General features: G+C 69.0%; 24 protein-coding genes and 2 pseudogenes. 14 read left to right on the forward strand and 12 right to left on the reverse strand.

The window, feature by feature from the left end; genetic code table 11:
• Positions 1-7: 7 nt before the first annotated feature.
• Positions 8-403, reverse strand: coding sequence for a hypothetical protein (locus DEJ15_RS05035; RefSeq protein ID WP_284175734.1), 396 nt, complete (start codon positions 401-403; stop codon positions 8-10).
• A gap of 218 nt (positions 404-621) precedes the next feature.
• Between DEJ15_RS05035 and DEJ15_RS05040 the strand changes: the two genes are divergently transcribed.
• The 4 genes from DEJ15_RS05040 to DEJ15_RS05055 all read left to right on the forward strand — a co-directional run bounded on the left by DEJ15_RS05040 (position 622) and on the right by DEJ15_RS05055 (position 4238).
• Positions 622-1452 (forward strand): hypothetical protein, encoded by an 831-nt coding sequence (locus DEJ15_RS05040; RefSeq protein WP_284175735.1) that lies wholly within the window; start codon positions 622-624, stop codon positions 1450-1452.
• A gap of 225 nt (positions 1453-1677) precedes the next feature.
• Complete coding sequence (locus tag DEJ15_RS05045) at positions 1678-3390, forward strand: hypothetical protein (protein ID WP_284175736.1); 1713 nt, start codon at positions 1678-1680, stop codon at positions 3388-3390.
• Positions 3368-3631: an SdrD B-like domain-containing protein gene (locus DEJ15_RS05050; RefSeq protein WP_284175737.1), complete on the forward strand. Its 264-nt coding sequence runs from the start codon at positions 3368-3370 to the stop codon at positions 3629-3631. Before DEJ15_RS05045 ends, DEJ15_RS05050 begins: the two co-directional genes overlap by 23 nt.
• A complete protein-coding gene (locus DEJ15_RS05055) occupies positions 3609-4238 on the forward strand; it encodes an SdrD B-like domain-containing protein (protein WP_284175738.1) in 630 nt (209 codons plus the stop codon). Before DEJ15_RS05050 ends, DEJ15_RS05055 begins: the two co-directional genes overlap by 23 nt.
• A 143-nt stretch (positions 4239-4381) precedes the next feature.
• Here DEJ15_RS05055 and DEJ15_RS05060 read toward each other — a convergent pair whose 3' ends face one another.
• Positions 4382-4741: a hypothetical protein gene (locus DEJ15_RS05060; protein WP_110823458.1), complete on the reverse strand. Its 360-nt coding sequence runs from the start codon at positions 4739-4741 to the stop codon at positions 4382-4384.
• A gap of 224 nt (positions 4742-4965) precedes the next feature.
• On the opposite strand from DEJ15_RS05060, the gene DEJ15_RS17795 reads away from it, so the two are divergent.
• Entirely contained in the window at positions 4966-6963 is a 1998-nt protein-coding gene (locus DEJ15_RS17795; RefSeq protein ID WP_349814814.1) for a response regulator, read from the forward strand.
• A 275-nt stretch (positions 6964-7238) separates the two neighbouring features.
• On the opposite strand, the gene DEJ15_RS05075 is transcribed toward DEJ15_RS17795, so the two are convergent.
• The 6 genes and pseudogenes from DEJ15_RS05075 to DEJ15_RS05095 form a co-directional block, all read right to left on the reverse strand.
• Positions 7239-8444: a PP2C family protein-serine/threonine phosphatase gene (locus tag DEJ15_RS05075; RefSeq protein WP_284175739.1), complete on the reverse strand. Its 1206-nt coding sequence runs from the start codon at positions 8442-8444 to the stop codon at positions 7239-7241.
• Positions 8445-8962: 518 nt separating this feature from the next.
• Positions 8963-9334: a hypothetical protein gene (locus DEJ15_RS05080; protein WP_284175740.1), complete on the reverse strand. Its 372-nt coding sequence runs from the start codon at positions 9332-9334 to the stop codon at positions 8963-8965.
• The gene (locus DEJ15_RS17800; protein ID WP_349814942.1) at positions 9225-9965 is read right to left on the reverse strand and encodes a DUF5110 domain-containing protein; all 741 of its coding nucleotides are present in this window, start codon (positions 9963-9965) and stop codon (positions 9225-9227) included. Before DEJ15_RS17800 ends, DEJ15_RS05080 begins: the two co-directional genes overlap by 110 nt.
• Before the next feature lie 58 nt (positions 9966-10023).
• Positions 10024-11529, reverse strand: a pseudogene (locus DEJ15_RS05085) (TIM-barrel domain-containing protein); the annotation flags it as partial.
• 125 nt (positions 11530-11654) lie between these two features.
• Positions 11655-12254 (reverse strand): CBM35 domain-containing protein, encoded by a 600-nt coding sequence (locus tag DEJ15_RS05090; RefSeq protein WP_284175743.1) that lies wholly within the window; start codon positions 12252-12254, stop codon positions 11655-11657.
• Between the two features lie 112 nt (positions 12255-12366).
• The gene (locus DEJ15_RS05095; RefSeq protein ID WP_284175744.1) at positions 12367-12576 is read right to left on the reverse strand and encodes a hypothetical protein; all 210 of its coding nucleotides are present in this window, start codon (positions 12574-12576) and stop codon (positions 12367-12369) included.
• A gap of 318 nt (positions 12577-12894) precedes the next feature.
• On the opposite strand from DEJ15_RS05095, the gene DEJ15_RS05100 reads away from it, so the two are divergent.
• Positions 12895-13494: a hypothetical protein gene (locus tag DEJ15_RS05100; protein WP_284175746.1), complete on the forward strand. Its 600-nt coding sequence runs from the start codon at positions 12895-12897 to the stop codon at positions 13492-13494.
• Complete coding sequence (locus DEJ15_RS05105) at positions 13443-13919, forward strand: hypothetical protein (RefSeq protein WP_284175747.1); 477 nt, start codon at positions 13443-13445, stop codon at positions 13917-13919. The genes DEJ15_RS05100 and DEJ15_RS05105 overlap by 52 nt, the downstream gene beginning before the upstream one ends.
• A gap of 103 nt (positions 13920-14022) precedes the next feature.
• Here the strand turns inward: DEJ15_RS05105 and DEJ15_RS05110 are convergent, their stop codons facing one another.
• Positions 14023-14745: a CPBP family intramembrane glutamic endopeptidase gene (locus DEJ15_RS05110; protein ID WP_110823463.1), complete on the reverse strand. Its 723-nt coding sequence runs from the start codon at positions 14743-14745 to the stop codon at positions 14023-14025.
• 157 nt (positions 14746-14902) lie between these two features.
• Between DEJ15_RS05110 and DEJ15_RS05115 the strand changes: the two genes are divergently transcribed.
• From DEJ15_RS05115 to DEJ15_RS17805, 7 genes and pseudogenes are all read left to right on the forward strand, one after another.
• On the forward strand, positions 14903-16348 hold the full coding sequence (locus tag DEJ15_RS05115) for a tyrosine-protein kinase domain-containing protein (RefSeq protein WP_110823464.1): 1446 nt from the start codon (positions 14903-14905) through the stop codon (positions 16346-16348).
• 90 nt (positions 16349-16438) lie between these two features.
• The gene (locus DEJ15_RS05120; protein ID WP_284175750.1) at positions 16439-17308 is read left to right on the forward strand and encodes a beta propeller repeat protein; all 870 of its coding nucleotides are present in this window, start codon (positions 16439-16441) and stop codon (positions 17306-17308) included.
• 13 nt (positions 17309-17321) lie between these two features.
• A pseudogene (locus DEJ15_RS19365) lies at positions 17322-18791 on the forward strand (sugar transferase).
• A gap of 165 nt (positions 18792-18956) precedes the next feature.
• Positions 18957-20315, forward strand: coding sequence for an MATE family efflux transporter (locus DEJ15_RS05145; protein ID WP_284175758.1), 1359 nt, complete (start codon positions 18957-18959; stop codon positions 20313-20315).
• Positions 20312-20611 (forward strand): hypothetical protein, encoded by a 300-nt coding sequence (locus tag DEJ15_RS05150; protein WP_284175760.1) that lies wholly within the window; start codon positions 20312-20314, stop codon positions 20609-20611. The genes DEJ15_RS05145 and DEJ15_RS05150 overlap by 4 nt, the downstream gene beginning before the upstream one ends.
• Before the next feature lie 34 nt (positions 20612-20645).
• The gene (locus DEJ15_RS05155) at positions 20646-21404 is read left to right on the forward strand and encodes a polysaccharide pyruvyl transferase family protein (RefSeq protein ID WP_284175761.1); all 759 of its coding nucleotides are present in this window, start codon (positions 20646-20648) and stop codon (positions 21402-21404) included.
• A 645-nt stretch (positions 21405-22049) separates the two neighbouring features.
• Positions 22050-22457 (forward strand): glycosyltransferase, encoded by a 408-nt coding sequence (locus tag DEJ15_RS17805; protein ID WP_349814815.1) that lies wholly within the window; start codon positions 22050-22052, stop codon positions 22455-22457.
• Positions 22458-23175: 718 nt separating this feature from the next.
• Here the strand turns inward: DEJ15_RS17805 and DEJ15_RS05160 are convergent.
• The 3 genes from DEJ15_RS05160 to DEJ15_RS05170 form a co-directional block, all read right to left on the reverse strand.
• Complete coding sequence (locus DEJ15_RS05160) at positions 23176-24021, reverse strand: acyltransferase family protein (RefSeq protein ID WP_284175763.1); 846 nt, start codon at positions 24019-24021, stop codon at positions 23176-23178.
• Positions 24022-24096: 75 nt separating this feature from the next.
• Complete coding sequence (locus DEJ15_RS05165) at positions 24097-25428, reverse strand: O-antigen ligase family protein (protein ID WP_284175764.1); 1332 nt, start codon at positions 25426-25428, stop codon at positions 24097-24099.
• A 440-nt stretch (positions 25429-25868) separates the two neighbouring features.
• Positions 25869-26837, reverse strand: a complete 969-nt coding sequence (locus DEJ15_RS05170; protein ID WP_146232788.1) for a glycosyltransferase — start codon at positions 26835-26837, stop codon at positions 25869-25871.
• Positions 26838-26851 lie beyond the last annotated feature (14 nt).

Genomic DNA, 26851 nt, shown 5'->3' on the forward strand with positions numbered 1-26851 from the left:
GCGCCGGTCAGTCGTCCAGACGCTGGGCGGCGCCGGGCACGACGAGTCGCCACGCGCCCCCGGCCTGCTCCTTCGTCAGGTACAGCCGGTAGGAACCCGGCTCGGCGAGCGGATCGCCGTCGAGGTACTCCACCGGCTCCCCGCTGCTCGTGCACTGGTCCGAGGTCGCGATGACGTCGATGCGGTCGCCGGGCGCGTGGCCCTTGCGGACGCTGGTGATGTCCGCCTCACGGACGCGGTAGCGCCCGAGCGCCTCGACAGTGCGGTCGGTCGGCCGCAGGTCGGCGTCCACGACGAGGCTCGCCTCCTGCTCCTGCTCGGCCGGGGAGAGCGGCGCCCACTCGACGCACTGCCCGACCGAGATCGCCGCGCAGCCACCCAGTCCACCGCCGAGCGCGAGCACGACCCCGATCGAGACCCCGGTCTTCCCCCCGTGTCATGGCGTCAGTGTCGCCCCGGTCGGGCTCGTCGTCGCGGATCGTGACCGGATCGTGCCTGATCGTATGCGGGTGGAATACGGAATGTCGAGAAAGAGGCGCTGGGACGCCGCTCGTGTTTGATGTGTGACGTACGGATACCGCCCCAGGTACCTGACGGTGCCCGTCCTGAACTGGAGTCCCCTTGCGACCACGCATCCCCTTCCGCATCGCGGTCACGCTGGTGACCGCCGCGAGCCTCGTGCTGACCGTGGCGACACCGACCTGGGCGGTCGCGGGGCGACCGTCCGCGTCAGCGCCAGCCGCGTCCACCGCGCCGACCCCGTCCCCGACGACCGGGCCGTCTCCGGCCGCATCCACTGCGCCGTCCCCGGCCACGTCGACCGGTCCGGCCACGTCGACCGACGCCGAGGTCGGGCTCGCGATCGAGGTCGCGAAGGACGGCAACGGTCCGTTCACGCCCGATGACCAGCCGGGCGGCGACAGCGGCGCCGCGAACGGCATCGTCCGCACCCTCGACGCGATCACGTACCGCGTCACGATGAACTCCACCGGCGGGGCCAGTTCACACGAGCGCTTCACCCTCACCGCGCCGGCCGGTACCCGCTGGGCCGCCGTGCCCTCGCGGTGCACCGGGAGCGGGTCACGGATCGACGGCCAGGAGCTGGTCTGCGACCTCGACTCCGTCCCCGAAGGCCGAGCGGTTGCGGTACCGGCGGTGCTCGACGTCTCCGCGGAGCTCCGGCACGGTGACGCGATCACGGTCCGTGCGACCGGCACCGCGGACGACGCCGACAACGGGACCGTCACGGCGACCTCGCCCACCACGACCGTGTCCGCCGCAGCACGGTACAACCTGGCGAAGGACATCCAGGCGTCGTCGCTCCGGACGGACGTCACCGGTCCGGGCGGACAGCGGGGGGATCCAGCTCGTGTACCCGATCGCGGTCGACTGGCAGCCGGTGGTCCCGGGTCAGGGGCTGCTCGGCTTCGAGGGGGGCCGGCGGCCCGATGACCTTCACCGACGACGTCTCCCAGATCCTCGGCGACCTGCCGTCCGGCGCTCGGCTCTGGAACGGCGACGAGCCCACATGCGGCCCGAACTCGCGCGCGGCGTCCGGGTTCGGCGGACTCCCGGCCGGGAAGGGCGGTGGTGCCCGGGCCGTCGCGGACTCGGGCACGATCAGCTGCACGCAGAGCGGCCCGGGGGGAGGACGTCGACGTCACGATCACGGGGACGGTGACCGACCCCACACGGATGCCGACGGAGAACCAGTACGGCGGCCCGATCGCCGGTGGCAAGGTCGGCCTCGTCGTCGCCGGGTACATCAGCTTCTGGTTGCCCGAGCCGACGGGCGGGACGAACGTGCTGTCCCGCAACACCTTCACCCCGCTGCAGACCACGTCGGCCAGCGGAGCCCCGAACTTCCCGGGCGGGACCGAGCCGACGGCGGACAACGTGTCCGAGCGCAACCTCGTGGAGTTCGACCCGGGCAGCGGCGGGAAGCGGCTGTACCGGGTGGTCGGCGACGCCCACGAGGTCCGCCCTGGGTCCGCGCGCCAGGGCGACCCCTGGGCGACCGCGGGGGTCCGGCTCCGGAGCGAGGTCACCATGAGCAACGGCGGGCTCTCGCCGTACCAGGACGCGGTCCTCTGCGACACGTTCGACCGTGCCACCCAACGCCTCACCCGGGTGGGGAGTCCGTCACGGGCCGCGGAGGCGACCGGGTTGTCGGACGCGCACGTGCAGTACGCCGCGTACGACATGACGTCGGCCGCAGAGGGGCAGCGACGCACGTGCGACGACGAGGACGGACCGTGGTACGACGCTCCGGAGGACGTGCCGGGCGGCATCGCCGCGGTCGGTGCCGTCCGCGCCGTCGGTGACCTGGCCGGTGGGCGCCACGCGGCGCTGTACTCGTGGGTCACCGTCCTCGACGCCCCGGACGGGACCCGAGCCCTCGACTTCGGGCACCTCTCCTCGGGCACGCAGCACCCCGGGTGGATCCACGACAGCGCCGATCCGTCGCTCGGCGTCGGCGGCCTGACGGACAGCGTCGTCATCACCGAGAACCTCGCCCGGATCGCGAAGAAGACCGTCGACCCCGGACACGACGCTGCCGACACCCCGGACCGGACCACCTCCGCCGTCGCCGGGGACACGCTCGAGTACGCCCTCTACCCGACGCTGACCAACGGGAACACGAAGGGGCGTCCGGCGACGGTCACCGTCCGCGACACCCTGCCGGTGGACACCACCTACGTCCCCGCCAGCGCGTCGACCACCCCGGCGGTCGACGCCGTGCAGGACGCGCAGGGGCGGCGGCACCAGCGGCTCACCTGGACGATGCACGACGTCCGACCGAACTCGTCCATCCCGCCGATCACCTACCGGGCCACGATCTCGACCGCGGCGCCCGCCGGTCCGATCGACAACGTGGCCGAGGTCGCGTCCCCCCACCGATGCGTCGCCCGCCGAGTACCGCCGTGCGCAGCGCGCGGTGCAGGTCACCACCACGGGCGGGGTCGGCGTGGAGGAGCACGCCGTCGAACCGGTCGTGGTCGCCGGCGACCGGCTGGAGTGGGACCTCGTCTACACGAACACCGACCCGTTCCACGGCTCCGACCTCATCGACGTCCTGCCGGACCGGGCCGCTGGGCAGGACGGGTCCTTCCACGGCCGGACAGCGCTCGCCGAGCCCGTGGCGATCGACACCGGGGCCGGGGAGCAGGTGCGCTACACGGCGGCAGCACCCGGCGACGTCTCGCTCGTGGGCACGGACCCGTCGAACCAGCCCGGTGGCTCCACCACGTGGTGCTCGGAACAGGAGTTCGGCGCAGACGGGTGTCCCGCGTCACTCCGGGACGTGACGGCGATCCGGATCACCCGCACGGCCCAGGTCGCCGTCGGCGCCTCGGTCACGCACCGGTTGGCGCTCGCGACCGAGGGTGAGCAGGACGGCGACACGTACGCGAACCGGTTCGGCCTGAGCGTGGCGGGCATCCGCCTCCCCGTGCAGTCCAACCGCGCCACGATCCGGGTGGTCGCCGGCGCGATCGGCGACCGGGTCTGGTCCGACCGGGACGGTGACGGTCTCCAGGGCGCGGACGAGCCCGGCGTCGAGGCCGTCGACGTGCGACTCACAGGGACGGACGACTCCGGGGGAGGCCGTGCAGCGGCGGACGACGAGTGACGGGGACGGCGGGTACCGGTTCGACGGCCTCAGACCCGGCGCCTACGTCGTCACCTTCGACGCCCCGGACGACCGCAGCTTCACGCGGCAGCACGTCGGCGACGACGATGCCGTCGACTCGGACGCAGGTGAGGACGGCTCCACCGAGACCATCACGCTCCGCCGGGTGACCACCCCGGAGGGTGCTCTCGACGGGGTGGACCGCACCACCTCCGTCGACGCGGGTGTGCTTCCGGCGGAAGACACGGGTGGCCCCGGCGACGGCGGGCCGGGCGACGGCGGCCCCGGTGACGGCGGGCCCGGTGACGGCGGGCCGGGCGACGGTGGCCCCGGTGACGGCGGGCCGGGCACACCGGGCGGCACCGGCACCGGCACCGGCACCGGCACCGGCACGCCGGGCAGCTCGGCTGGTGGGAGCGGCCGACCGGCGGAGCAATCGTCGGCATCGGTCCCGGACCGCGCACAGACCGCGGGCACTGCGCGTCGGGGCGACCTCGCCTTCACGGGTGTGGCGGGCCTCCCGATCGCACTCGGCGCCGCGCTGCTGCTGCTCGCCCTGGGCAGCGCGATCGTCCTCGGACGCCGGGGCCGCGCCCGCCGCCGGTGAGGGGACGGGAGGTGCGGGGCCGACCCGCTCCGCGCCTCCCGTCCGGCATCCGGTCACCGGCGTGCGCCGGGGCCGCGCCTGCCGCCGGTGCGGGGACGGGAGGTGCGGGGCCGACCCGCCCCGCGCCTCCCGTCCGGCTCCGGTCACCCGCGAGCGCGCTCGATCTCGGCGCGGTACCCGTCGAGCTGCGCGACCAGTCCCGCGCCGTCGTCCGTCCCGCGGAGGTCCCCGATGAGACGGTCCACGCGGGTGAACACGGCGCGCTGCTCGGCGTCGGAGAGCGCACGGAACCGGTCGGCGTCCGGCAGCTGCCCCTGCCACCCGTCGTCGTCGGTCGTGGGGGCCGCGGTCTGCACGACCGTCGAGATGCCGCCCGTCCTCGTGGTCCCGTCGGTCGCACCCGATGCCTCCGGTCCCGTGACGGTCGCGGCGGCAGCGCCGGTGGCTGCGATCGCGACGACGAGGGCCAGGGTCGTCAGTGTGGCTGCGGTCTTCTTCTGCATCACGTGCTCCCGTCCGGTGGGCCGCGGTGTGCGGCACGTCCAGCCTGGGACGAGGCGGGCGTCGGCCGCATCGGCGGACCGGCTGGGCCTCCCGTCCGTCCGACTGATCGTCGCGACCGGCGACTCCGACCTTCGGAGGAGGCGCGACGTCGACTCCGGCGGCTAGCCTCTCGCCATGCGTCCTCTGCCGATCCCGCCGTGGGTGCGGTCCGCGCTCGCGGGGGGTGGTGTTCCTCGGAGCCGCCCTGATCGCGATGGAGGGGCTGCACCGAGCCGGGTGGTACCCGACCCGGCTCGACGACTACCGCCTGACCGCGTTGCTCGTCGCCGTGTGCTTCGTGGTGGGGCAGCGACTGCCGTACCCGCTGCTCGTGGTGGTCGGGGTCGTCGTCGCATGGCCCTCGTGGACCTTCGACGTCCTGCAGGTCCGGCTCATCCCGCTCGTCATCGCGGTCTACCTGGCCTGCGCTGCCGGCCGCCGGGTGCTCGCGGTGCTGTCCGTCGCAGCCGTCCCGACCGTGCTCGCGATGTTCCTGCCGCTCGTCTCCGTCCCCGTGCACGACTGGCTCACCGCGCTCCGCGGCTGGCAGGTCTGGTCGAGCAACGCCGACTGGTCGACGATCGTCTTGATGGGGATCCTGCTCGTCGCCTGCGCGTTCCTCGGCCGCGCGACCGCACGACGACGGCGCTCCGAACTCGTCCTGCAGCGCCGCAACGAGGAGCTCGTGCGCCTGCGGGAGGCCGACCAGGCCCGCATCGCCTCGGAGGAACGGACCGCCGTCGCCCGCGAGGTGCACGACGTCGTCGCGCACCACATGGCCGCCATCGTCGTCCGGTCCCAGGCCCTCGTGCGTGTCGGGGTCGCCGACCAGACCGAGTTCGCCGAGTACGCCTCGTGGGTCGCGGGCACCGGGCAGCAGGCGCTGTCCGAGATGCGGAAGGTGGTGCGGGTCCTCCGCGCCGGCGGGGACGGGGGCACGACCGACGCTCCGGTGTCGCTGCGGGCCGCGGTCGAGGACGCCGTCGCACGGGTCCGGGCGACCGGCGTCGAGGTCGAGGTCGACCTCCGCGTCGGGGCGCGGCTCGGCGTCATGCAGGACTTCGCCGTGCTCCGGGTCTGCCAGGAGGCACTGACGAACACGCTCGTGCACTCCGACGGCTCCTCCGTGCGGGTGACGCTCGCCGTCTCGGAGGACCGCATCCACCTCGAGGTCCTCGACGACGGCGGGACCGAGGGCGGCCCGCGGGTGCCGGCGCTCGCCGCTGGCGGGGCGGGGATCCGCGGCATGCGCGAACGCGCCGCGTCGATCGGCGGGGTGCTCGTCGCCGGTCCGGTCGACGGCGGCGGCTGGCGGGTCGTCCTGGAGGCCCCGCGCGAGGTCCCCGGATCGGCCGCAGCTCCGACCGGGGGGCGCGCACACGACCGAGCCGTCGCAGGCACCGGCGCCGGTCCGGACGCAGGCAGCGACCGCCGGGGCCGGGGACGGGCCCCGGGCCGCTGCCGCTCCCGTCGACCGCCGGGTGGTGGCGCCGTGATCCGCGTGGTGATCGTCGACGACCAGGCGGTCGTGCGGACCGGACTCGGCATGATGGTCGACGCCGAGGCGGACCTGACCGTGGTCGGTCAGGCACCGAACGGCGCCGAGGCGGTCACCGTCTGCGCCGAGCTCCGCCCCGACGTCGTGCTCATGGACGTCCGGATGCCGGTGCTCGACGGCATCGCGGCCACCCGCACGATCGTGTCCGAGGGCACCGCAGGCGCGGTCGTCATCCTCACCACGTTCGACGACGAGGAGTACCTGCTCGACGCCGTCCGTGCCGGGGCGCTCGGGTTCCTGCTCAAGGACGCCGGCCCCGACCTCATCGCCGCCGGGGTCCGGGCCGCCCACACCGGGGACACCCTCATCGCACCCTCGATGACCCGCGCGCTGCTCGAGAACCGTCTGGTCGCCGCGCCCGTCGCAGGAGGCCCGGCAGCACCGACCCCGCCGGCCGAACACGCCTCGGCCCTCGCCGCGCTGAGCGCCCGGGAACGGGAGGTCCTCGGCGCCCTGGTCCGCGGTGCGAGCAACGCGCAGATCGCGAAGGACCTCTGGATCAGCGAGGCCACCGTGAAGACCCACATCAGCAGCGTCCTCGCCAAGGTCGGTGCGACGAGCCGCGTGCAGGCCGTCGTGTTCGCCTACGAGAGCGGCTTCGTCCGGCCCGACTGGTCCGCGTAGTCGCGCGCGCCGGGGCGCCCGTCCGGCACGGTCCGCCCGCCCGCCCGCTCCGGCACGGTTCGCGCTGGGCGACAGTGCTCGCGCTCGCGGCTACGAGCGGTGTCGCTGAGCGCGAGCGGTCGGCCGCCACAGTCGGGCGCGTGGCGGTCCGGCCGGGAGGCACGTGGCGGGGCCGCGCCGGCCCTCCCGTCCGGCACGGCTCGCGCTGGGCGACAGTGCTCGGGCCCACGACCGCGATCGGTGTCGCGCAGCGCGGAGCGAGCGCCCCGCCGCGGTCAGGCCGAGCGCGTCAGCGGCGCCGCCGCCACCTCGGTCGGCGAGGACACGACGGCCTCACGCCGGATCGCGATGACGGTCACGTCGTCGTCGTGCGGCACCAGGCCCGCGCGCTCGGTGAGGGCCGCGACGATCGCCGCCGGCTCCCGGTCCTTTCCGGCCAGCTCGGCGACCGAGTCGACGGCGTCGTCACGTCCGCCGAACAGGTCGAGGACGCCGTCGCTGAAGGAGATGAGCAGGTCGCCCGGCTCGAGGATGCCGGTGGTGGTCGCCCACTCGTCGCGGAGGCCCATCCCGAGCGGCAGGTCGACCGAGCGCAGGCGCTCCACGCCGCCGTCGACGCGGAGGATGAAGCTCAGGCCGTGTCCGGCGTCAGCCCACTGCAGGCTGCCGTCGTCGTCGATACGGGCGTGGAACAGCGTGGTGAAGGTGACGTCGGTGCCGGAACCCTCGGCGGCGAGGCCGTCGGAGGCGCGACGGAGTGCCTCGGAGGTGTCGTCGACCGTGCGGGCGCTGCGGATGGTGGCGCGGACGGCGGCGGCGATCAGGCCGGCCCCGACGCCCTTGCCCATGACGTCACCCAGGCTGACGGCGATGCCGTCCCGGGTGCGGTACCAGTCGTAGAAGTCGCCGCCGACGCTCTTCGCAGGTAGGCAGGCCCCGGCGACGGTGACCGCCTGGCCCATGTGGTCGCTCGAGGTCGGCAGGAGGGACCGCTGGACGGCGGCGGCGCGGCTGATCTCGGCGCGGACCCTGCCCTCGCGGGCCTGGGCGGTGAGGACGGACCGGCGGGCGCGGGAGGACAGCTCGTGCACGATGACGGCGACGGTGCCGAACACGATGACGGTGATCGCGAGCCGGACCAGTTCGCTGGGACGCGGCACGTCGCCGGGCAGGAGCACGAACGGGGCGAGGATGACGAACGTCACGCCCAGGACCGAGTACACGATGGTGCGCCGACCCTCGAGGGACGCCCACCACACCACGGGCAGGACCACGAGGGACGTGAAGACCGACGCCCCGGCACCCGTTCCGGTCCGGAACAGGGCGATGGACACGAAGTCGACGGCGAGCAGGATCGGGACGAGCGGCGCCACCTTCGGCAGGTACACGGCGACCGCGCCGAGCAGTGTCGCGATCGCGGTCGCGACCAGGCTCGCGAGGAAGAGCTCCACGTGGGTGACCGAGAGCGACGGCAGCGTCACGGTGCACAGCGCACCGAGGGCCAGCAGGCCGCTGATCGGGGCCTGCCGGACGAGGGGGGTTGTCGATGACGCTGGTGGGGCGAGACATGCTCAGGGCAGGCTACTGGTTCGGGCTGGGCCGCGCCGGTGTGGCGTCCCGAAGAGGGGCCAGGACGACGACGACGGCGGGGCACCCGTTCCCGGGTACCCCGCCGTCGTCCGACCTCGGGCTCAGCGTCGCGCGCTCAGCCCGTCCGGCTCACTCCGCGCGGCGGCGTCGCATCCGCTGCGTGAGGAGCAGCCCGCCCGCGGCGAGGAGCACCACGGCGAGGATGCCGATCGGCACGACGTCCGCACCGGTCCAGGCGAGGGCACCGTCGCGGTCCGCACCGGAGCCTCCCGGCTGGTCGCCGACGGGCTGCGCACCGGAACCACCAGCACCGGAGCCGTCAGCACCGGAACCACCGGCACCAGGGCCACCGGCACCGGGGCCACCAGCACCGGGGCCACCGGTCCCCGGGCCGCCGGCACCAGGACCGTCACCCGGAGCGGGCGTCGGCGACGGGGACGCCGTCGGGGGGAGCGGCCACCACGGTGAAGGCGGTCCGGGCGAGGACCACCCCGCCCACCGAGGCGGTCACCGTGACGCGGCCGGCCGCGGCCGTCGCCGGCACGGCCAGCTCGGCCGTGAAGGACCCGTCGGCGGTGGTGCGCACGGTGACGTCGTCGCCCAGCTCGGGCGTCGTCGCCAGCGTGACCGTCGCGTCCGCCGGGAACCCGGTGCCGGTGACGGTCTGCGTGTCACCGGCGGTGACGCGCTGGTCCTCGACCTGGAGGCTCGGCACCGCGGCCGCGAGCGTCGAGTACCGCACGACGGTCCGGTCCGTCACCGAGCGCTCGGCGACCGGCACCGTGAGGGTGCGGCTGTCGGCGTCGTACGTCCACTCGGACGCGGCGACGGGGGCTCCGTCGATCGTGACCGACTGCGGACGCTCGGCGTTCGTGAACGTCGCCGTCCAGGAGCGGTCCTGCACCTGACCGTCGAACGAGCCGTCGACGGGGGGAGATGTCGAGCGTGCCGCCGGTCGCCTGCTGCGTGAACCGCATGGCGGTCGAAGCCGAGTTCCCGGCCGCACGGGCCGAGGTGTCGGCTGCGGCGGTGGGCTGGCCCTCGCCGGAGTCCTCGTGCAGGGCGAACGAGCCGTCCGCGCCGGTCGCGACCGTCACCGTGACCGCGTCGAGCGGTGCGGCGTCGTTCGCGACGTGGTGCGAGCGGGTGGGCACGATGCCGCCGCTGCGGACGAACACCGGCATGGTGGTCAGGTCCGTCGTGACGTCGGCGGTGGTGCCGCCCTCGTAGGTCTTGCCGGTGAACCAGTCGGTCCAGGTGTCGCCGGCCGGGAACCACACCGAGGTGGTCGCGGTCGAGCCACCCGAGGTGACGGGTGCGACGAGGACGTCCTTGCCGTACAGGTACTCCTTGCCGGCTTGCGCGTAGGACTCCTGCGCCTCCGGGTACTGCAGGTAGAGCGGCTGCAGCATCGGGGTGCCGGTGCGCGAGGCGTCGGCGGCGAGGGTGTACGTCAGGGGGGAGCAGGTCCTCGCGGAGGTTGAGGAACTGCTTCGCCGACGCGTTCGCCTCGGCCGGGTACTGCCACGGCAGCCGGTCGCTGTGGTTGCTGTGCAGGCGGTCGATCGGCTGGAAGGCACCGAACTGCACCCAGCGGGCGTAGAGGTCCGGCGGGAGCTGCGTCGTGCCGGGCTCGGCGCCCTCGATGCCGTACTGGCCACCGTTGTGTCCGCCGATGTCGTGGCTGATCGCCGACAGGCCGGTCGCTGCCGACTCACCGGGCGTGTAGCCGACCTGCGCCGCGAGCTCCTGCCACGTGGACGTGGTGTCCCCGGTGAAGTGGAGCGTCGTGCGCTTGTCCGCCCACGGTCCGGTCGGGACGGCCTGCGGGTTGCCGTAGCCGCCCGCGGTCAGCGACCCGTACGCGCGGGAGAACGCGAGACCGCGGCCCTTGAGCTGCTCGTCGGTGTACTCCGCGTACTGCTGGTTGATGAACGCGTCCGGCGTGACGCCGTTCGCCGAGTACTTCGAGTTCTCGCTGCAGCACCAGTCGAGCCACCACATGTCGACGCCCTCGGGCTGCAGGGTGTCGTGGAGCTCGAAGTAGGCCTTGAGCTGGTCGGGGTCGGACCAGTCGAACAGGTAGCGGTCGCCGTCGCCCTTGGTGAGCTTGCCCTTCGCGGTGGCCTGCGCCTTCGCGAACTCCGGGTCGTTGCCCGAGATCGACGGGTGGATGTTGAGCGTGTTGTGGATGCCCTGCTCGTGCCAGTCGGCGAGCAGCGAGGTCATGTCCGGGATGCGGGCTGGGTCGACCGACCAGCCGTTCCACTTGCTGTCGCCCTGGTTCGTGGTGCTGCCCAGCTTGTAGTCCGTGTCGATCGCCATGACGTCGACGGGCACACCCTCGTCCTTGAAGCGCTTCGCGATGGCGAGGTAGTCCTCCTGCGAGCGGTCGTAGTACTCGGAGTACCAGACGCCGTAGGCCCAGCGCGGCAGGAGCTTCGACGGCCCGGTCAGGGTCGCGAGGTCCTTCAGCGCCGTCGTGTACTCGGTGCCGTACCCGAACACGTAGCCGTCCTGGTAGCCCTCGCCGCCGTGGTCACCGCGGGGCGTGGTCTGCTCGGTGGCGGTGTCGTACAGCGCCGAGGCGGTGTCGTCGAGGAGCGACCAGCCGTCCTGGTAGAGCAGGCCGGGGTTGGTCTTCACGGAGCCGTTCGCCGTGTCGAGGTCGCGTCGGTACCCGCCGAGCGGGGCGTGCGCGGCGAGCAGCGGCGAGGACTGGTCGACGACCGCGATGGTGTCGATGTTCACGTTGCAGTTGTTGTCCACGGTCGGGCAGCCGAGCGTGACGTCGTTCGCGCCCGCGGCCAGGTGCACCGGGATCGTGACGGTGTTCCAGTAGTCCCAACCGCTCGTGGGTGCGAGGGCACCGGTGGTGGCCTCCTGGCCGGCCGGGGCGACGGTGAGCTCCGGGGGAGTTCGCCGTGCCGTTCGCGTACCGGACCTGCAGGGCGTAGTCGCCCGCCGTCGGGACACCCGTCACGTGCGTGGTCAGCGCCGAGTCCGCGCCGCCCCAGAGTCCGGACGCGAAGCCGTCGCCGGAGAACCCGTTGTGGTCGGCGGCGGTCTGTGCGTTGCCCGCCTTACCGGCGTCCTCGGCTTCACAGACCGCACCGAAGGCGCAGTCCTGACCGGCGGTGGCGGGGGGTCGGCGTCGGGTAGGCCGCGCCGGAGGGCACGACCGCCAGGCTGTCGACGTTCACGCGGCCGGAGTCGGACGCGCTGCGCTCGATCCGGATGGTGTGCTTGCCGGCGGTCAGGTCGAGGGCCGCCGTGGTCTGCTTCCACTCGTCCCAGCTCTCGCCGGCCGGCAGGCGCAGCGTGACCGGCGTCCCACCGTCGACGACGATGCTCAGCGTGCGGGTCTCGAGCTGGCCGTCGCCACCGCGGTTGTTCGCGTAGCGCATGGCCAGGTCGTAGGAGCCGGCCTGCTGCACCGTCGTGGCGAACGTCATCGAGTTGCCGACGTTCTCGAACCCGGCGGCGAAGCCCGACCCGGTGTAGCCGGCGTGGTCCTTGGCGGAGGCCAGGCCCTGCAGCTGCAGTGCCTCGCCCTCGCAGAGCGTCCCGATCGTGCAGACCGGGGTCTCGGCGGTCACCCACGGCGAGCCGGTGACCGCCTGACCCGTGGACGTCGTCAGGTCGACCTGGAGGTTGTCCTGGGTGAAGTCCCCGGACCCCTCGCGGTACTTGACGGTCATCTTCCCGGTGCTCAGCGTCAGCCACCCGTCCGCACGCGTCTGCGTGAACGGCGTCGCCGCGAAGTCGTCGCGACCGATGACGTTGAAGGTGCCCTGGTCGATGAACTGCGCGTCACCGGCGTACTCGGTGCGGATCAGGGTGGGGGGAGAGGACCTGGAAGCGGGCGTCTCCCGACACCACGGTGCGGGCGTCCGGCGCGGCGGCTGCCGGCAGGGCGGAGATGCCGAGTCCGCCGAGCGCGAGTGCGCCGACCAGGGCTCCGGCGAGGGACGACCCGAGGACGCGTCGGCGCCTCCGGGTCGAGGTGAGAGTGGGACGCAAAGGTGTGCTCCTCGTGGACGGCGTCGTCCGGTCGTTCGTCGGCGTGGCCGACAGCGATCTGCTGAGGTCGTCGCGCGAGCACCCCCGGTCGCCCGCGTTACAACGTGGGAAAGAGTAGGGCTCACAGGCGGTTCAGGGAAGTCCGACAGGAGATCGGAGGGTTCGCGGTCGCGCTCAGCGGACCGGACGGGAGGCCCGGGTCGCCGATCAGGACGCGGTCGCGCTGGCAGTCGCGACAGCCAGCGGGGGGACCGGAACGACGCGACTCGGTTCGGGCCAGGATGGGCAGATTGGGCCGACGCGTTCGAAGGAGCACCATTGCGAGTCCTGATCTTCCTGCTGATGATCTTCGTCGCGACGGCGCTGTCCCTGGGCGCTGGGCTGCTCGTCGGCTTCCAGCTCCGGGACGCGTCCGACGGGCTCCTGATCGCGGCGGCCGCCACCTCGCCGTTCCTCGTCATGGGGCCGGTCGTCATCGGGGTGTTCGCCGGCTCCTGGGACCACCGGTCGTCGAGGGAGAGCCGTCGGTTCCTGGGCTGGTGGTTCTCGGCCGTGGTCGCGATCGACGTCGTCGCCGTGGTCATCGTGGTGCTCGCGGCGCTGTCGGCTCAGGCTCCGCTGTGGGTTCCGGTCGTCCTCGCGGTCGGCACGGCGGTGTTGCTCGCGAGCGCGCGGCCCCTCGGTGCACTGTTCCGACGGACGGAAGCCCCGATCCCCGAGACGCCGGGGACGTCGATCACGGACGCAGGGGTCGTCCGCCGCAAGGTCCGTCCGATCGCCGTCACGTTCGTCGTCGCGGCGCTGGTCACGTCGATCGGGGCTGCGCTGCTCATCGTGCTCGACGGCGACCACGGCTCGGGGGGGTCATGGAGACCGTGTTGCTCGCCGGACAGCTCACCTTCACGGCGACGGCGATGACGGCCGCCGTCGTGTCGCTCCCGTACAGCCGTGCGCTCCGGGACGCGGCTGGTCGTGACATCGGTCGGGTGCAGCGCTTCGGGAAGGTCGTCCTCGGGGGCAAGGCCCTCCCGCTCGACGATGCCGAGCAGCGCGGTGCTGTCGAGTACGCCCGCCTGGCTCCGATCGCCCTGCAGTTCCAGCTCGTCTTCCTCGGTCTCCTGTACGTCGGGATCGCGTTCCAGTTCGTGTCGTCAGCGATCCGCGGTGAGTTCGGTGTGCTCCCGGCCGTCACCCTCACCGCGATGGTCGTCGTCCTGCTCGTCACGGTGCCGCTGACGGTGCGCCGGATCCGTCGCGCCCGGACCTACGCCGACGAGCACCGCACCGACGCCGTTGCGCCGTCCGCGGTCGGGACCTCCACAGGGCCCACGTCGTCACGCTGAGCGAGCTGGCGCGCGCGTCGTCGCCAGGAGTCGGCGTCAGCGCCACGAGCGGGTGAGTCGCGCCGCCGCGGCCGGTCGACCAGCGCCGACGGCAGCGTGAGGGTCAGCGCGGCCAGGTCGCGACGACCGCCACCGCGTTGAAGAGGACGTGCGCCAGGACCGCGCCGCCGAGCCGGTTCGTCATCGCGACGAGCGTGCCGGTGAGGGACCCGAGCGCGAAGGTCGTCAGGAACACCCGGAAGCCGTCGAGCTGCGTCGTCCCGGCACCGAGCAGGACGTGCAGCACGGCGAACAGGAACGCGGTCAGCAGCACGGCCATGAAGCGCGTGCGCGGTGTGAGCTCCTCGGCCATCCGGCGCTGGAACAGTCCGCGGAAGAAGACCTCCTCGAGGAACGGGCTGACCAGCACGAGGCCGATCGCCGACACCACGAGCAGCGTGATGTCCGGCGTCCCGAGGGTGGGGACCGGTTCCAGGCCGGTCCTGCCGCCGAACGCGAGCCCGAGGAACGCGTCGAACACCCGGACCAGGATGACGATGCCGATCGCGAAGATCGCGTCGCCGATCTCGAGGCGCAGGATCCGGGCACGACCAGGGTTCGATGACCGTCGCAGCACCCAGACGATCCCCGCCACCAGGGGCAGCCAGACGGCGAGGTCGGCCGCGATCACCTGCAGGACCGGCGACGGGATGCTCCCGCTGCGGCTCACGCCACCGACGACGCGGGCCAGGATGACCGCCACCCCGAGGGCGACGAGCAGGATGACCAGGTCGCGCTGGCGGCTCGTGTCGGGCTCGGCGTGCTTGACGTCGGACTCGGTGCTCATGGGGTCACCGTAGAGGACGCTGCGACCGGATCGCCCGACACAGCCGAGCGTTGCTCGATCATGTGGCACTATTTGAATGCCGTAGGCCGGGACGTCCCCGGTGCGCCTGTGTCGGGACCACAGGAGCGCGGCAGGATCGTCGGGGAAGGCGGGCCGCGTGGAACTACGCGACTACATCACGGTGTTGCGCAAGGGATGGGTCCTCATCCTGGTGTTGGCACTGGTCGGAGTGGCCGCGGCAGCGGGCTTCTCGCTGTTGAAGAAGCCCGTGTACTCCGCCTCCGCGCAGGTGTTCGTGTCGACGGAGACGTCGGGCAGCGCGAGTGACCTGGCCCAGGGCAACACCTTCACGCAGCAGCGTGTCCTGACGTACTCGAACCTGGTGTCGACGCCGATCGTGCTCCTGCCGGTCATCTCGAAGCTCCAGCTCGACATGAACGCCGAGCAGCTCGCGACGATGGTGTCCGCGAGCGCGCCGACGAGCACGACGCTCATCTCCATCAGCGTCAACGACACTGACCCGGTCCGGGCCGCGGACATCGCGAACGCGACCTCGCAGAGCCTCACCAACGTCGTCGAGGACATCGAGGCCACCGACGCCGAGGGGACGAGCAGCGTCAAGCTCACCCGCGTCAAGCAGGCCGACGTGCCGAGCGCCCCGGTCAGCCCGAACGTCCCGGTCAACGTGGCCCTGGGCCTGCTGGTCGGACTCGCGCTCGGCGTCGGCATCGCCGTCTTGCGCGAGACGCTCGACAACCGCGTCCGCACGGAACAGGACGTCGAGAAGATCAGCGACAAGCCCGTCGTCGGCGGCATCGCCTTCGACAGCAAGGCGTCGGAGCGTCCGCTCATCGTGCAGGTCGACCCGCGCAGCCCCCGTGCCGAGTCCTTCCGCACGCTCCGCACGAACCTGCAGTTCCTGGACCTGGGCACCGGCTCGCGCACCTTCGTGATGACGTCCTCCGTGCAGTCCGAGGGCAAGAGCACCACGGTCGCGAACCTGGCGATCGCGCTCGACAGCGCCGGGTTCCGCGTCATCCTCATCGACGCCGACCTCCGTCGTCCCCGCGTCGCCGAGTACATGGACGTCGACACGAACGCCGGCCTCACCGACGTGCTCATCGGCCGCGCCGAGCTCGAGGACGTCGCGCAGCCCTGGGGCCGCGGCAAGCTCGTCGTCCTGCCGGCCGGTCAGATCCCGCCGAACCCGTCGGAGCTCCTCGGGTCCCGGGCCATGCAGGAACTCATCGAACGCCTAGAGAAGGAGTTCGACTACGTCCTGTTCGACGCCCCGCCGCTCCTGCCCGTCACGGACGCCGCGATCCTGTCGAAGAAGGCCTCCGGCGCGATCGTCGCCGTCGCCTCGGGCAAGACCCACAAGGGCCAGTTCGCCGCGGCCGTGTCGGCGCTGGAGAACGTCGGCGCACCGATCGCCGGGTTCGTCATCACGATGATGCCGGTCCGCGGTCCGGGCGCCTACGGCTACGGCCGGTACGGCTACGGGTACGGCTACGGCCTGGAAGCGGACGAGAACACACCGAAGGTCAAGCCGCCCAAGCGCGGCGGGAAGAAGCTCGGCGCACTGAGCCGCGCTGAGCGCTGAAACGGGGTCGGGGGGACATGGACACTCGCCGGGGGGACCCGAAACCTCGGTTCGACCACCACACGGACGACCCTGGTCTGGGTCGCCGTCGTGGTGGTCGTGCTGGTCGTCGTCGACATCGCACTCGTGACCCTCGCGCTCGGTCGCACCGCTCCGAACGCCGGTGACCCGGCAGGCCCGATCCCGACGTTCTCCAGTTCCCCGGACTCGAGCACCAGTCCGACCCCGTCCGCCTCTGCGGACGCCGCGGACGCCGCGGCCGTGACGCGTCGCTTCCTCACCGCGGTGGACGGCCAGGAGGCGTGGCGCGCCACCGGCACGACGTGTGGCGGACCCGCGCCCACCCTCGAGCACACCGTCGACGGCGGCGCGACGTGGGTGCCGGTCGCGCTCGGACCGGACGTGTCGACGCTCATGGCGATCCGGGCCTCCAGTACGGACCTGACGATCCTGGCCGGCGTCGGTGCGGACTGCGCCACCGTCGTCCGCACCAGTGCCGACGACGGCGTGACCTGGACGGCCGGCAGCCCCGGCGCAGCCGGTGCCGGCATCTCGACGGCCGGCATCGTCCTCGCCACCGGTGTCGTCGAGTCGCCCTGCGGCCGCCCGAAGAAGGCGTACCAGGGACAGCAGACCTCGGTCGTCATCTGTGAGGGGAAGGTCGAGTGGCGTTCGGGCACCGGCGCGTGGGTGGAAGTCCCGGTCGACGGGATCCGCGCGGTGGCGGACAACGACGACGAGTACCTGCTCGCCCGTGTCGGCGCCGAAGGGTGCGCGGGTGTCGAGATCGCCTCGCTGACCGCGATCGGCGTCTCGCCGGACACGGCGACCCCGGCCGTCGGCTGCGCCGCTGACGCCGCGACGATCGGCCCGATCGGCCTCGACCGTGCCGGGGACGACATCTGGCTCTGGGCCGGCGACGCCGTCTCCGTGTCTGCGGACGGCGGCGCGACATGGTGACCGGATGGCGACCATGACCGCGGGCGCGGTACGGGTCTCAGCATCGACGGGCTCCACCGAGGCGTGGAGTAGGTCCTACTCGCGCCGCGTCCTGGTCACGGACCTGTTGGCGCTCTTCTGGGTCGTCTTCGGCGTGCAGATCGCGTGGCTCGGGCTCGACTCGAACCTGGCGACGAACACCGCCGACCTGCGCCTCAGCTACACCGGGATCTCGATCGTCGTGATCGCCGTGTGGATGAGCGCCCTGGCGCTGTACGACACCCGGGGGCACCGCGTCATCGGCGTCGGTAGCACCGAGTACCGCCTGGTCGCCGACTCGAGCGTGCGCGTCTTCGGGGTCCTGGCGATCGCCGCGTACCTGCTGCACGTGGACCTGGCCCGCGGGTACATCCTGATCGCCTTCCCGGTCGGCATCCTCGTCCTGCTGCTGTCGCGGTGGATGTGGCGCCAGTGGCTCGTCGCCGAGCGGAAGCGGGGGGAACTACTCCGCCAAGGTCCTGCTGGTCGGGTCGACCAGCAGCGTGCTGCACCTGGCCCGTGAGCTCGGCCGGTCGCCGGAGGCCGGCTACCGCGTCGTCGGTGCGGCTGTGTCAGCAGGGACCCGAGGCGTCCTGCCCGGCTCGACCGTGCAGAGCTTCGGCGGGTTCGACGACCTGACCGAGGCCCTGGCGGAAACCGGTGCCGACACCGTCGTAATCACCAGCGCCGACGACCTGCCGCCGGAACGCGTCCGTCAGCTCAGCTGGTCCCTCGAGCCCGGTCGCCAGCACCTGGTCGTCGCGCCGAGCCTGACGGACATCGGTGGCCCCCCGCATCCACACCCGCCCGGTCCAGGGCCTGCCGCTCATCCACGTCGAGACGCCGACCTACTCCGGGCGGAAGCTCTACACGAAGCGGGCGTTCGACCTGGTCGGGTCGACGGCGCTCATCATCGTGCTGTCGCCGGTCCTGCTCGTCCTGGCCCTGCTGGTGAAGCTGACGTCGCCCGGCCCGGTGTTCTTCCGGCAGGAGCGCGTCGGCCTGAACGGCTCGACGTTCCGCATGATCAAGTTCCGGTCGATGGTCGTCGACGCCGAGGCCCGGCTGCAGGAGCTCAGCCAGCTCGACCGTGCCGAGGGCAACGACGTGCTGTTCAAGATGAAGAACGATCCGCGGGTGACCCGCGTCGGGGGCTTCATGCGGCGGTACAGCCTGGACGAAGTTCCACAGCTCTTCAACGTGCTCATCGGGAGCATGTCGCTTGTGGGCCCCCCGCCCACCCCTAGCTAAAGAGGTGGCGTTGTACGACAAGCACGTGCATCGTCGCTTCCTGGTCAAACCAGGGATGACGGGACTTTGGCAGGTGAGCGGACGGTCGGATCTCTCGTGGGAGGACTCAGTTCGACTCGACCTTTTCTACGTCGAGAACTGGTCGACCATGGGTGACGTCGTCATCCTCTGGAAGACCTTCAGAGCAGTCGCAGCCAGCGACGGAGCCTACTGATGGCGGAGAAGGCAAACAGCCCTCGACGCAGTCGGGGTCTAGTGGGGGGTCCTCAGCAGTGCAGGAGTCGGTGTCGCGGCGCTCGTCGCGGGCATCGTACTCATACCGATCATCATCCACTCGGTCTCCGCGGAGAGCTATGGCGTATGGCTTGTCATATCGGCGGTGGCACAATACCTCAATTACTCGGATCTCGGTGTTGGCACAGCCATCGTGCACTTCGGATCGAGGGCTCGAGCTGGCGGCGAAGAACGTAGTCTTGGCGACTTCCTGCAGGCAGGACTCATCTGGAACGCGATGGCTTCAGCGATCGTCCTTCCAGTGTTCCTCGTATTCGCCTGGCTGTACGTTTCGTCGACCGGAGCGCAGAATGCTTTGGAGAGCGGCGAGGCAGTGCCTCTGCTGATCATCGGCCTCGTGATGGTCCTCATGCTCCTGCTCAAGCCGTACGGGGCTGCATTGACCGGAGCTGGGTTACTGCCGCTTGAGCGCAGTAACCAGGGCATTGGCGTTGTCGCTCGAATAGTCATGACTCTCGTGGCTTGCTTCGTCTTTCAGAGCATAACGCTCGTGGCCGTCGCCGAGACTCTCGCGGTGGTAGTCCCTGCTGTTCTTTCCCTGGTGTCCGTTCGTCGTCGTAAAATTGCCGTCATGCATTGGTCGGGGTTCCCGAGCACCACCCTCAAGTACATGCTCGGGTACAGTGTTCGATCCTTTTCCGTCAACGCGGTCGGTGCTCTATTGCTCCAGTCCGGAACCATCGCTGCAGCTATCACGCTTCGTCCGCAAGACGTGACTTATTACAACGCCGCTTTTCGGATCTACAGCAGTGTTCGTCAGCTCATCGGGTGGGCCAATGATCCGTTCCGTCCTGCTCTCAGTAGGCTGAGCGTCGGTTCACCCGCCGCCGCGTCGAAAGCAATGCTGTCGCTTTCTTTCGTCACCCTCGCTCTTAGCGCCGTAGGCTGTGGAACTCTCATGATTGCGTCTACCGATATAGTCGAGTTGTGGCTCGGCACTCAAGTTCCGGTCGGTGCAATCGCAGCCGCACTGGTGATACTCCTCGCCGGTCTCACTTTCAATGCGGTACATCTGCCCTTGATTCCGGCCGCAGACGCCGCAGGGCGGCCCGGGGTATTCCTCATGCCTCAGGTCGTTTGGCTGATATTGACCGTGGTCGGCTCAGTGATCCTTGGGTTGATGGCAGGGCTGCCTGGGATTGCAGCCGGGTTCACCCTGCCACTGCTGTTCGTCGAGCCGTATTACCTACTAAAGGGAAGTCGCACTCTCGGGTTTCCCCTGCGCCGCTGGTTCACCGTAGTCGCACTTCCCGTGGCTGTCATCGTAGGCGGAGCGGCCATTGGAGCGGCTCTGGTTCTCGCAACGATGGCGATCCTGGGAAGCGCACCATCAGGAATTGGGGTAGCGGCGGGCTTCATGGTCAGCGCTTGCCTGACAATGCTGTTGACACGCAGATGGCTGCCGCTGAGCAGCTTCGTCGCCCTCGGAAGGCTGGAATTGTGAGTACGACAGGGGATGATCGCTGTCAGGATCGTGCGGGACTCGAACAAGTTCGAGCTGAAGCGCTGGAAGTGCTTGGACGCCTATTGAGAGGCCAACGGACGGTAGCGCTGCTCGACTTTCCGAATCATCAGAACGTCGGCGACTCCATGATCTGGCTCGGCGAGGAGCAGTACCTAAGCGACTTGAATATGAACATTGCATACATCGCCGATGCGCAGCGTTACTCGCCTGAACTTTTGAACAAGCGAGTTCCGACCGGGCCGATTTTGCTTCACGGGGGGCGGGAATTTCGGTGATCTGTGGCCGGAATTCCAGGACTTCCGCGAGCGGGTGATCGAAGACTTCCCAGGGCGAGAGATCATTCAGCTACCGCAGTCTATTCAGTTCGGGGACGCGCGGGCCGCTGCTCGGGCAAACGCGGTGTTCGGCGGGCACGGCATGTTCAATCTTCTCGTGCGAGACCAGGAATCGTATGAGAGGGCGCAACGCCTGCTGCCCGACGTGGCGGTGCAGTTCTGCCACGATTCCGCGCTCGGCTGGCGGCCGCTGCCCGGTAAACCAATGAAGAACAAAACTCGGATGTTAGTTCTCGCACGGCAGGACCATGAGAAGGCGTTGGGAATCGCGGAGCTTGCGCACCCTTTTCTCCAAGCCGATGACGTGGTGGTCGACTGGGGCTTGTTCGGTTCTTCAGCGGTATCGTGGCGCGTGGCACGGATTCCACTGGGCCTCGCGCGGATCTTTCCGTCGCTCGGACGTTCCTCGCTGTACTACCCGGTCGTTCGATCTGCTTACAAGAAACTGGCTCGTCTGAACGGTCAGGCGGGCATCCGACTCTTTCGGGCAGCCAGTGGAGTGGCTACAGATAGATTGCACGCGCATGTTCTCGCAGTGCTATTGGGACTGCCTCACGTGATCGCCGATAATAGCTATGGGAAGATCGGCGGCGTGCTGCGAGCTACAACGAGCAAGATCGGAGACCACCGCCTCGTGAGTGATCAGGAAGAGGCAGAAGCGGCCTTCGCGTGGCTGCTGAAGCGAATCAGTACGGGGAGTGCTGAAACCGCTTCGACGGGAGGCAGTTCATGACCGAGGCGCGAGTGACGATCGTTTTCGCCAAAGGCGCCGATGTTGTTTCGTGGAAGCGTCGGCACGACGAGGGCGAGGTGCCGGACAGCTGGCCGTATGGCCTGGAGAAGCTGCGAGCGAGCTTCCCGTCCCTGTCCTCAGCCGAAGTTACAGATTTGCGCGTTGCGTCACTTGTCCGCGCCTTGCTCAGACGAAAGCCTGCGAGAGCCGACGATCGCGTCACCGTGAGCTGGGAAGAGGACGTCTCGCTGAGGATGCTCTATCAATACCCATCCAGTATCGCGTTGAGCGGAGTCATCTGGGCGACTGACCGCGCTGGGGCAGTAGGCATGTTCAAGCGTGCGCTCGCCAAGCGTGTTCTGCGAAGGATGGATGTTGTTTGGACCTTGAGCCGGCCGCAAGTTCAAGCCGTGAAGCGGTGGCTTGGGCCAGGTGCGCCACCAGTCCGTTACTTGCGCTTCGGAATCGACGAGAAGTTTTTCGAGCAGAGACCGTACCCCGAGCGTCCTATGATCCTCAGCGCGGGGGGAGATCGCGACCGCGATCCCGCGACACTTTTCGAAGCCTTGGCGATTGTGCTCGAGAGTCGTCCAGACGTGGAAGTGGTCGTTCAGACCTCGTCGCGACTGAGGCCCCCCTCCGGGAGTGAAGACCGTCCCGCGGATGAGCCACCGGGCGCTCCGCGATTTGTATGGACGCGCTTCGATCGTCGCGGTCGCCACGAGGCAGAACCTTCACGCTTCTGGCATGACCGTGGCGTTGGAGGCTATGGCGGTCGGGCGCCCCGTCGTTGCGACGAACACACCCGGGATGAGTGACTACGTGCGGCACGGTGAAACGGGCCTGCTTGTACCTGCGCTTGACGCCGCCGAAGCGGCACAAGCCTTACTCGCTCTTCTTGCAGATCCGGCACGAGCACGGGTTATGGGGACAGCAGGGCGAAAGCTCGTCGAAGCGAACTTCACCTCCTCGCGCATGAACCGCTGCGCTTGCTGGCTTTGTGACGAATGTGGTAGAGAACAAGGAAGCTGCGCCGTGAGGGGTGCCTCTTGAGGGTGAAGGTACTGTAGTTTTCGGTGGGCGACCGAGAATTCGGTATTTTATTCTGGTCGTTGCGCAGCAGTTGGCGCTGGTCGACCCTTGATGCTTCGCTCAAGCGGAGGCATATGAGCTATACGGCCCCATGCAATTGCGATACGCATGCCCTAATCGGTGGTTCAGTCATATGCAGACTCTCGGGCATATCAACGAAACCTTCTACTCCGTAACCGCTCGGTCCGCTCCAGCACCCGCCTGGGAGGAATCGATGCGTTGCGAACTCGATCCGAATCGCTGTGCGGTGAACGGCATGTGGGAACCGTAGATGCCAGCGCCGGGTCCGGATGAACGGCATTGGGTCGACGACGCCCTCCGTCAAATCGACGACCCGTCCGTCAAACGTGCCCAGCGGTACGAAGGCTCTGCTGGTGGCTGGTCATAAATCGTCTCTCAACCAGGCAATGGAATGCGTAGCTGGCGAGTCCGGCAATCGGGAGTGCAATACAAGCCAACAAAGCGAACCGGACGACGAGGGGCATATGAATCGGTAGCAGGATCATATTAGTGATCCCGATGATCGGACTGTGTATCAGGTACAGGCTGTAAGACCAGTTGCCAGCCTGAACCAGGGGGGCGCCACTCGAGCATCCGGTGCACCCTTGTCTGCTCACCGTCAACGGTCCGCTGGGCCAGCCATGTCAAGAGGAGCGCAACCGCCGCGCCGACGGCCGTCTCACTGAGCCATGCGAACCGGTGCATGGCGCCAAAGGCTGCAGCAGCAGGCAAGAGCGTGACGAGCATTGCCGCTACGACGTATGAGCCACGCACCCGGACCGTGCCGCGGTACGCGTGCGAACCCGCCGCCATGCCCAGCGCAAACAGCCCGAGGAACCAGTAGTGCGCCGCGTCGACTTGGGGGGAGGAGAAAGTGCACGGCCCAGCCGATGAGGATCGCAAGGACCACGGCGACGCGTCCACCGAAGTGGCGCCATACTGGGAGAAGAAGCAACGGCATCGCAAAGTAGATCTGCCATTCTGTCGCCACAGACCATGCGGGTCCGTCGATCTGGTACACCCAAGTGGGAGATAGATTGTGGAGCATCAGCGCATGGGAAATGATGCCATCGATGCTCACCGGGACCTTCGAATCCCAGGCGGTCCCAGTTTTCTCGTTCAGCCCCGGGATGATGAGGATCGCGATCAAAAAAGCCACTATGGCTGCGTAGTAGGGCGGTAGGATGCGTCGAGCGCGGCGCGTCAGGAACTGCCCGATGCCGCCTCGTACGGTGAATCTTGCCGTCCTCGCGACGGGCAGCATCAGTACAAAGCCGGAAAGTACAATGAAGACGGCGACGGCGAAGTCTCCGAGGTTCAGGATCTTGAAGAAGACGGGTAATTGCTGGTTCTGCTCGGAGAGTCCCGTGTACGTGTAGGTGTGGAATAGAGCGACACCAATTGCGGCGACCGCCCGAAGCCCATCGGCGAATTTGAACTGGGCTCGGTTACCTGTCAACACAATGGAGAAGTTAGCACGGCGGCTACAGGCCAGCACGGACTGACTGGAGTTGCGATGCTTCATCGCCTATCTCGATCGTTCGTACGCCCGCTTCCCGTCCGCGGACTACGCAGCCGTACACGGCACCGATTATCACACCTACTGCGAGACTGCCCCCCGTTGTCGGGATCGTTGACGAAGGGGGGCGAACGCCAGCGAGGCGAGAAGGCCGAGACCGGTTGAGGAGAGCATTATGCCAACCCGAGATCGTCCCTTCGCTACAGCCACGACGGGCACCAGAACCGCCAACAGGAATATCAGGAGCCCGACGGCGCCGGCCTTGACTAGTGTCCATAGGTAGAAGTTGTGAGCGTAGAACTGCCCCTTTGTGGCCGAGAAGGAGCCGACCGGTCCGTAGGGCGGGCGGTATGCAAATCCGAGGCCGTGCCCGAAGACAGGCGCGTTTTGGATCGCCTGGAGGGCGTAGCGGTTCTCGCTCTCCCGAGCGATGGCGGAGGAGTCGAGACTGATGGCCGTTGAGCCGAGCCCTTCGACCACGCGAGTAACGAAGCCCTGCACCTGCGTGACGATGTACGTCGTGCCCGGCAGCCCCGCAGCTGCACCGAGTGCAACCAGTCCGGATACCGCGGCGATTGCCAGCAACAGTTTCAGCACGGCTGCGAAGCTACGCTTGTTGCCAGCCAGCAGCAGAGCGAAGAGAGCGGCAGCCGCAATCGCAAGCACGCTGTTCCGGGAGAAACCCAAGCCAGTTATGAGAAGTGCTGGCACAAAGAATGGAAGCGCGAGACGGAAGCGGCCCATCATGAACAGCGCGACGCACGCGCAAACCACCAGCACCGCAACCTCCGACGCCGGGGTGAGAAGCCGGGTGGCGCTACTCGACGTGCTGACACCATTGATGAAGACCAGGCCTGCGTCCTCGCTGCGGCCGACCACTGAAAGCCCGGAGACGGATGACACCAGCGTCACCGCGGCAGAAATCCAAAGGCTAACGAGCAGAGCCCGGAGTACTGGCGTAATTAGTGAGCTTCCGAACACCACTGCCGCGACGACCGCACACAGCGCGACATTGATGAGCCCTCGTGCGTCGCCGATGACTTCGATTCCTGGGTATCGCTGTATAACGCCGGCGGCGCCCCAGGCGACAACGATGACTACGAGCAGGGACACCCGCAAGAGCACGCCGCTGGCTGGCTTGCGCCCGAGGAACGCCCAAGCAGCGGCGATGATGAGCGCTGGTTCGTACGAGAAGATCGTTGTCGGACCGATCTGAAACTGGTACGGGATGAACGCGGGGAAAGTCGTCAACCCAAGGAAGATCGTGGCGTAGATCGACCAGTGCGGACGAGCTGCGAGAACCAGCAAGACGACGACGACTGCCACAACGATCAGGGCGATCAGCGGACCTACCAGGACCGTGAGTGTTAAGACCGCGACAGCCGCGACGACTGCAGCAGTGTGGAAGCCCACCCTGTTCTTCAGTTCTTGTGCGATGCGAGCGGCGGTGGTTTGATCCCCCCATGGTGCTCATCCTGGCACATCACTGGTCTCCCTTGCGCTCCGATCGGCGCCCCTCGTCCCGAGACTCGCTCGCGGACCAAAGCGAAGCCAACAGACGCCAGCGGAACTTCGCCCCGTGTTAGCCGCCGCCTAGAGCTGCAGTCGCGCCGGTTGGACGGCGGCGGGATGCGCTGCCCGTGTCCAGCGTCGTGCGATCGCGACGGGCGCACCCTGCGCTTCCGCGCTCCGCCAGGCCTCTACCCGTTGTGTTGCCTACTGCCCACACAATCCGTTGTTACTGATGGTATGGCGCGGGCCGTTCAATCATTCTCTCCGGGCCAGTTGTCCTCCGCTGGTCCTAATCGCTCGCCGAGGGTAATGCGAGTAATGCGACCCGAGGTGCCTGAGCATCAATCCCGCGCACTCATGTGTGCATTCCATTTAGCGACGGTCGTATTCCGTTCCGAAACCCCGAGTTCGAGGATGGCCTCCCGCGGCATGTCGAGACCGCTTTGCACTGCACGCACCCATTCCTCGTGTCGAGATCCCGCCAGGAGCGAAGGCGCGCTCCTGAGCAGCGCAGAAAGGGAACTGTCCGCCGGGCCCACAACGGGAGTGCCGAGTTCGAGACAGCGAACAGCTATACCGCTTTGATAGAACCTTCGGTACGGAATGAGTACCGTCCAGGCGGAGGAGATCAACTCTTCCATCTCGGCCTCGCTTACAAAGCGGCTATCGATCTGCCAGCCGGTCACTGGTGGCCAGCCGCGGCCCGTCACCGTAAAGTCGGCATCCGGGAAATCGCGAGCGATGGCGGTCATGAGGTCGGTATCGCGGTCGGCCTTGTACTGCCCAAGCACACGCACAGTCGGACGCGTGGCGCGGACACGCGGGCCCCGGGTCTGCGGAGGAAGGATCGGGTGCGGTAGGCGAACGACTCTAGCGCTCGGCGAGACCGCCTCAACCGCTTGAGCTGCTTGCTCGCTGTGCACGATGATGCGGGCGCGATTGCCAATGGATCGCAGTGCGAGTTGGCCTAATTTCCCGGACCCTACCGACTGAACCAGCGGAACCGGGTCGTGGATGACGATCCACGCCTTAGGGGCGATCAGGGCAGCCAACAATGTGTCCAAATAGCCAAGCGTAGGCCAGGTTATGATGCACTTTCGTTCCGTCTCCAGCTTGCGATCGTGGATTCGAGTTGACCACAGTGCCGCGAGATGGTGTTTCAGCCAGTCGAGGCGGGTGCCGCCTCCAGCGGAGGGTTCAGGGAATTCGACCAGATCGATTTCCGCACCGGAGGCATCGAGGACACTCACGAGTTCTGCTGTGTAATGCTTCAAGGCTGCGCCGAGTGGATTGATGATGAGGGTCTTCATCTTGATCCTTAGAT

This window comes from Curtobacterium sp. MCJR17_043 (genome assembly GCF_003224315.2).
Taxonomy (GTDB): domain Bacteria; phylum Actinomycetota; class Actinomycetes; order Actinomycetales; family Microbacteriaceae; genus Curtobacterium.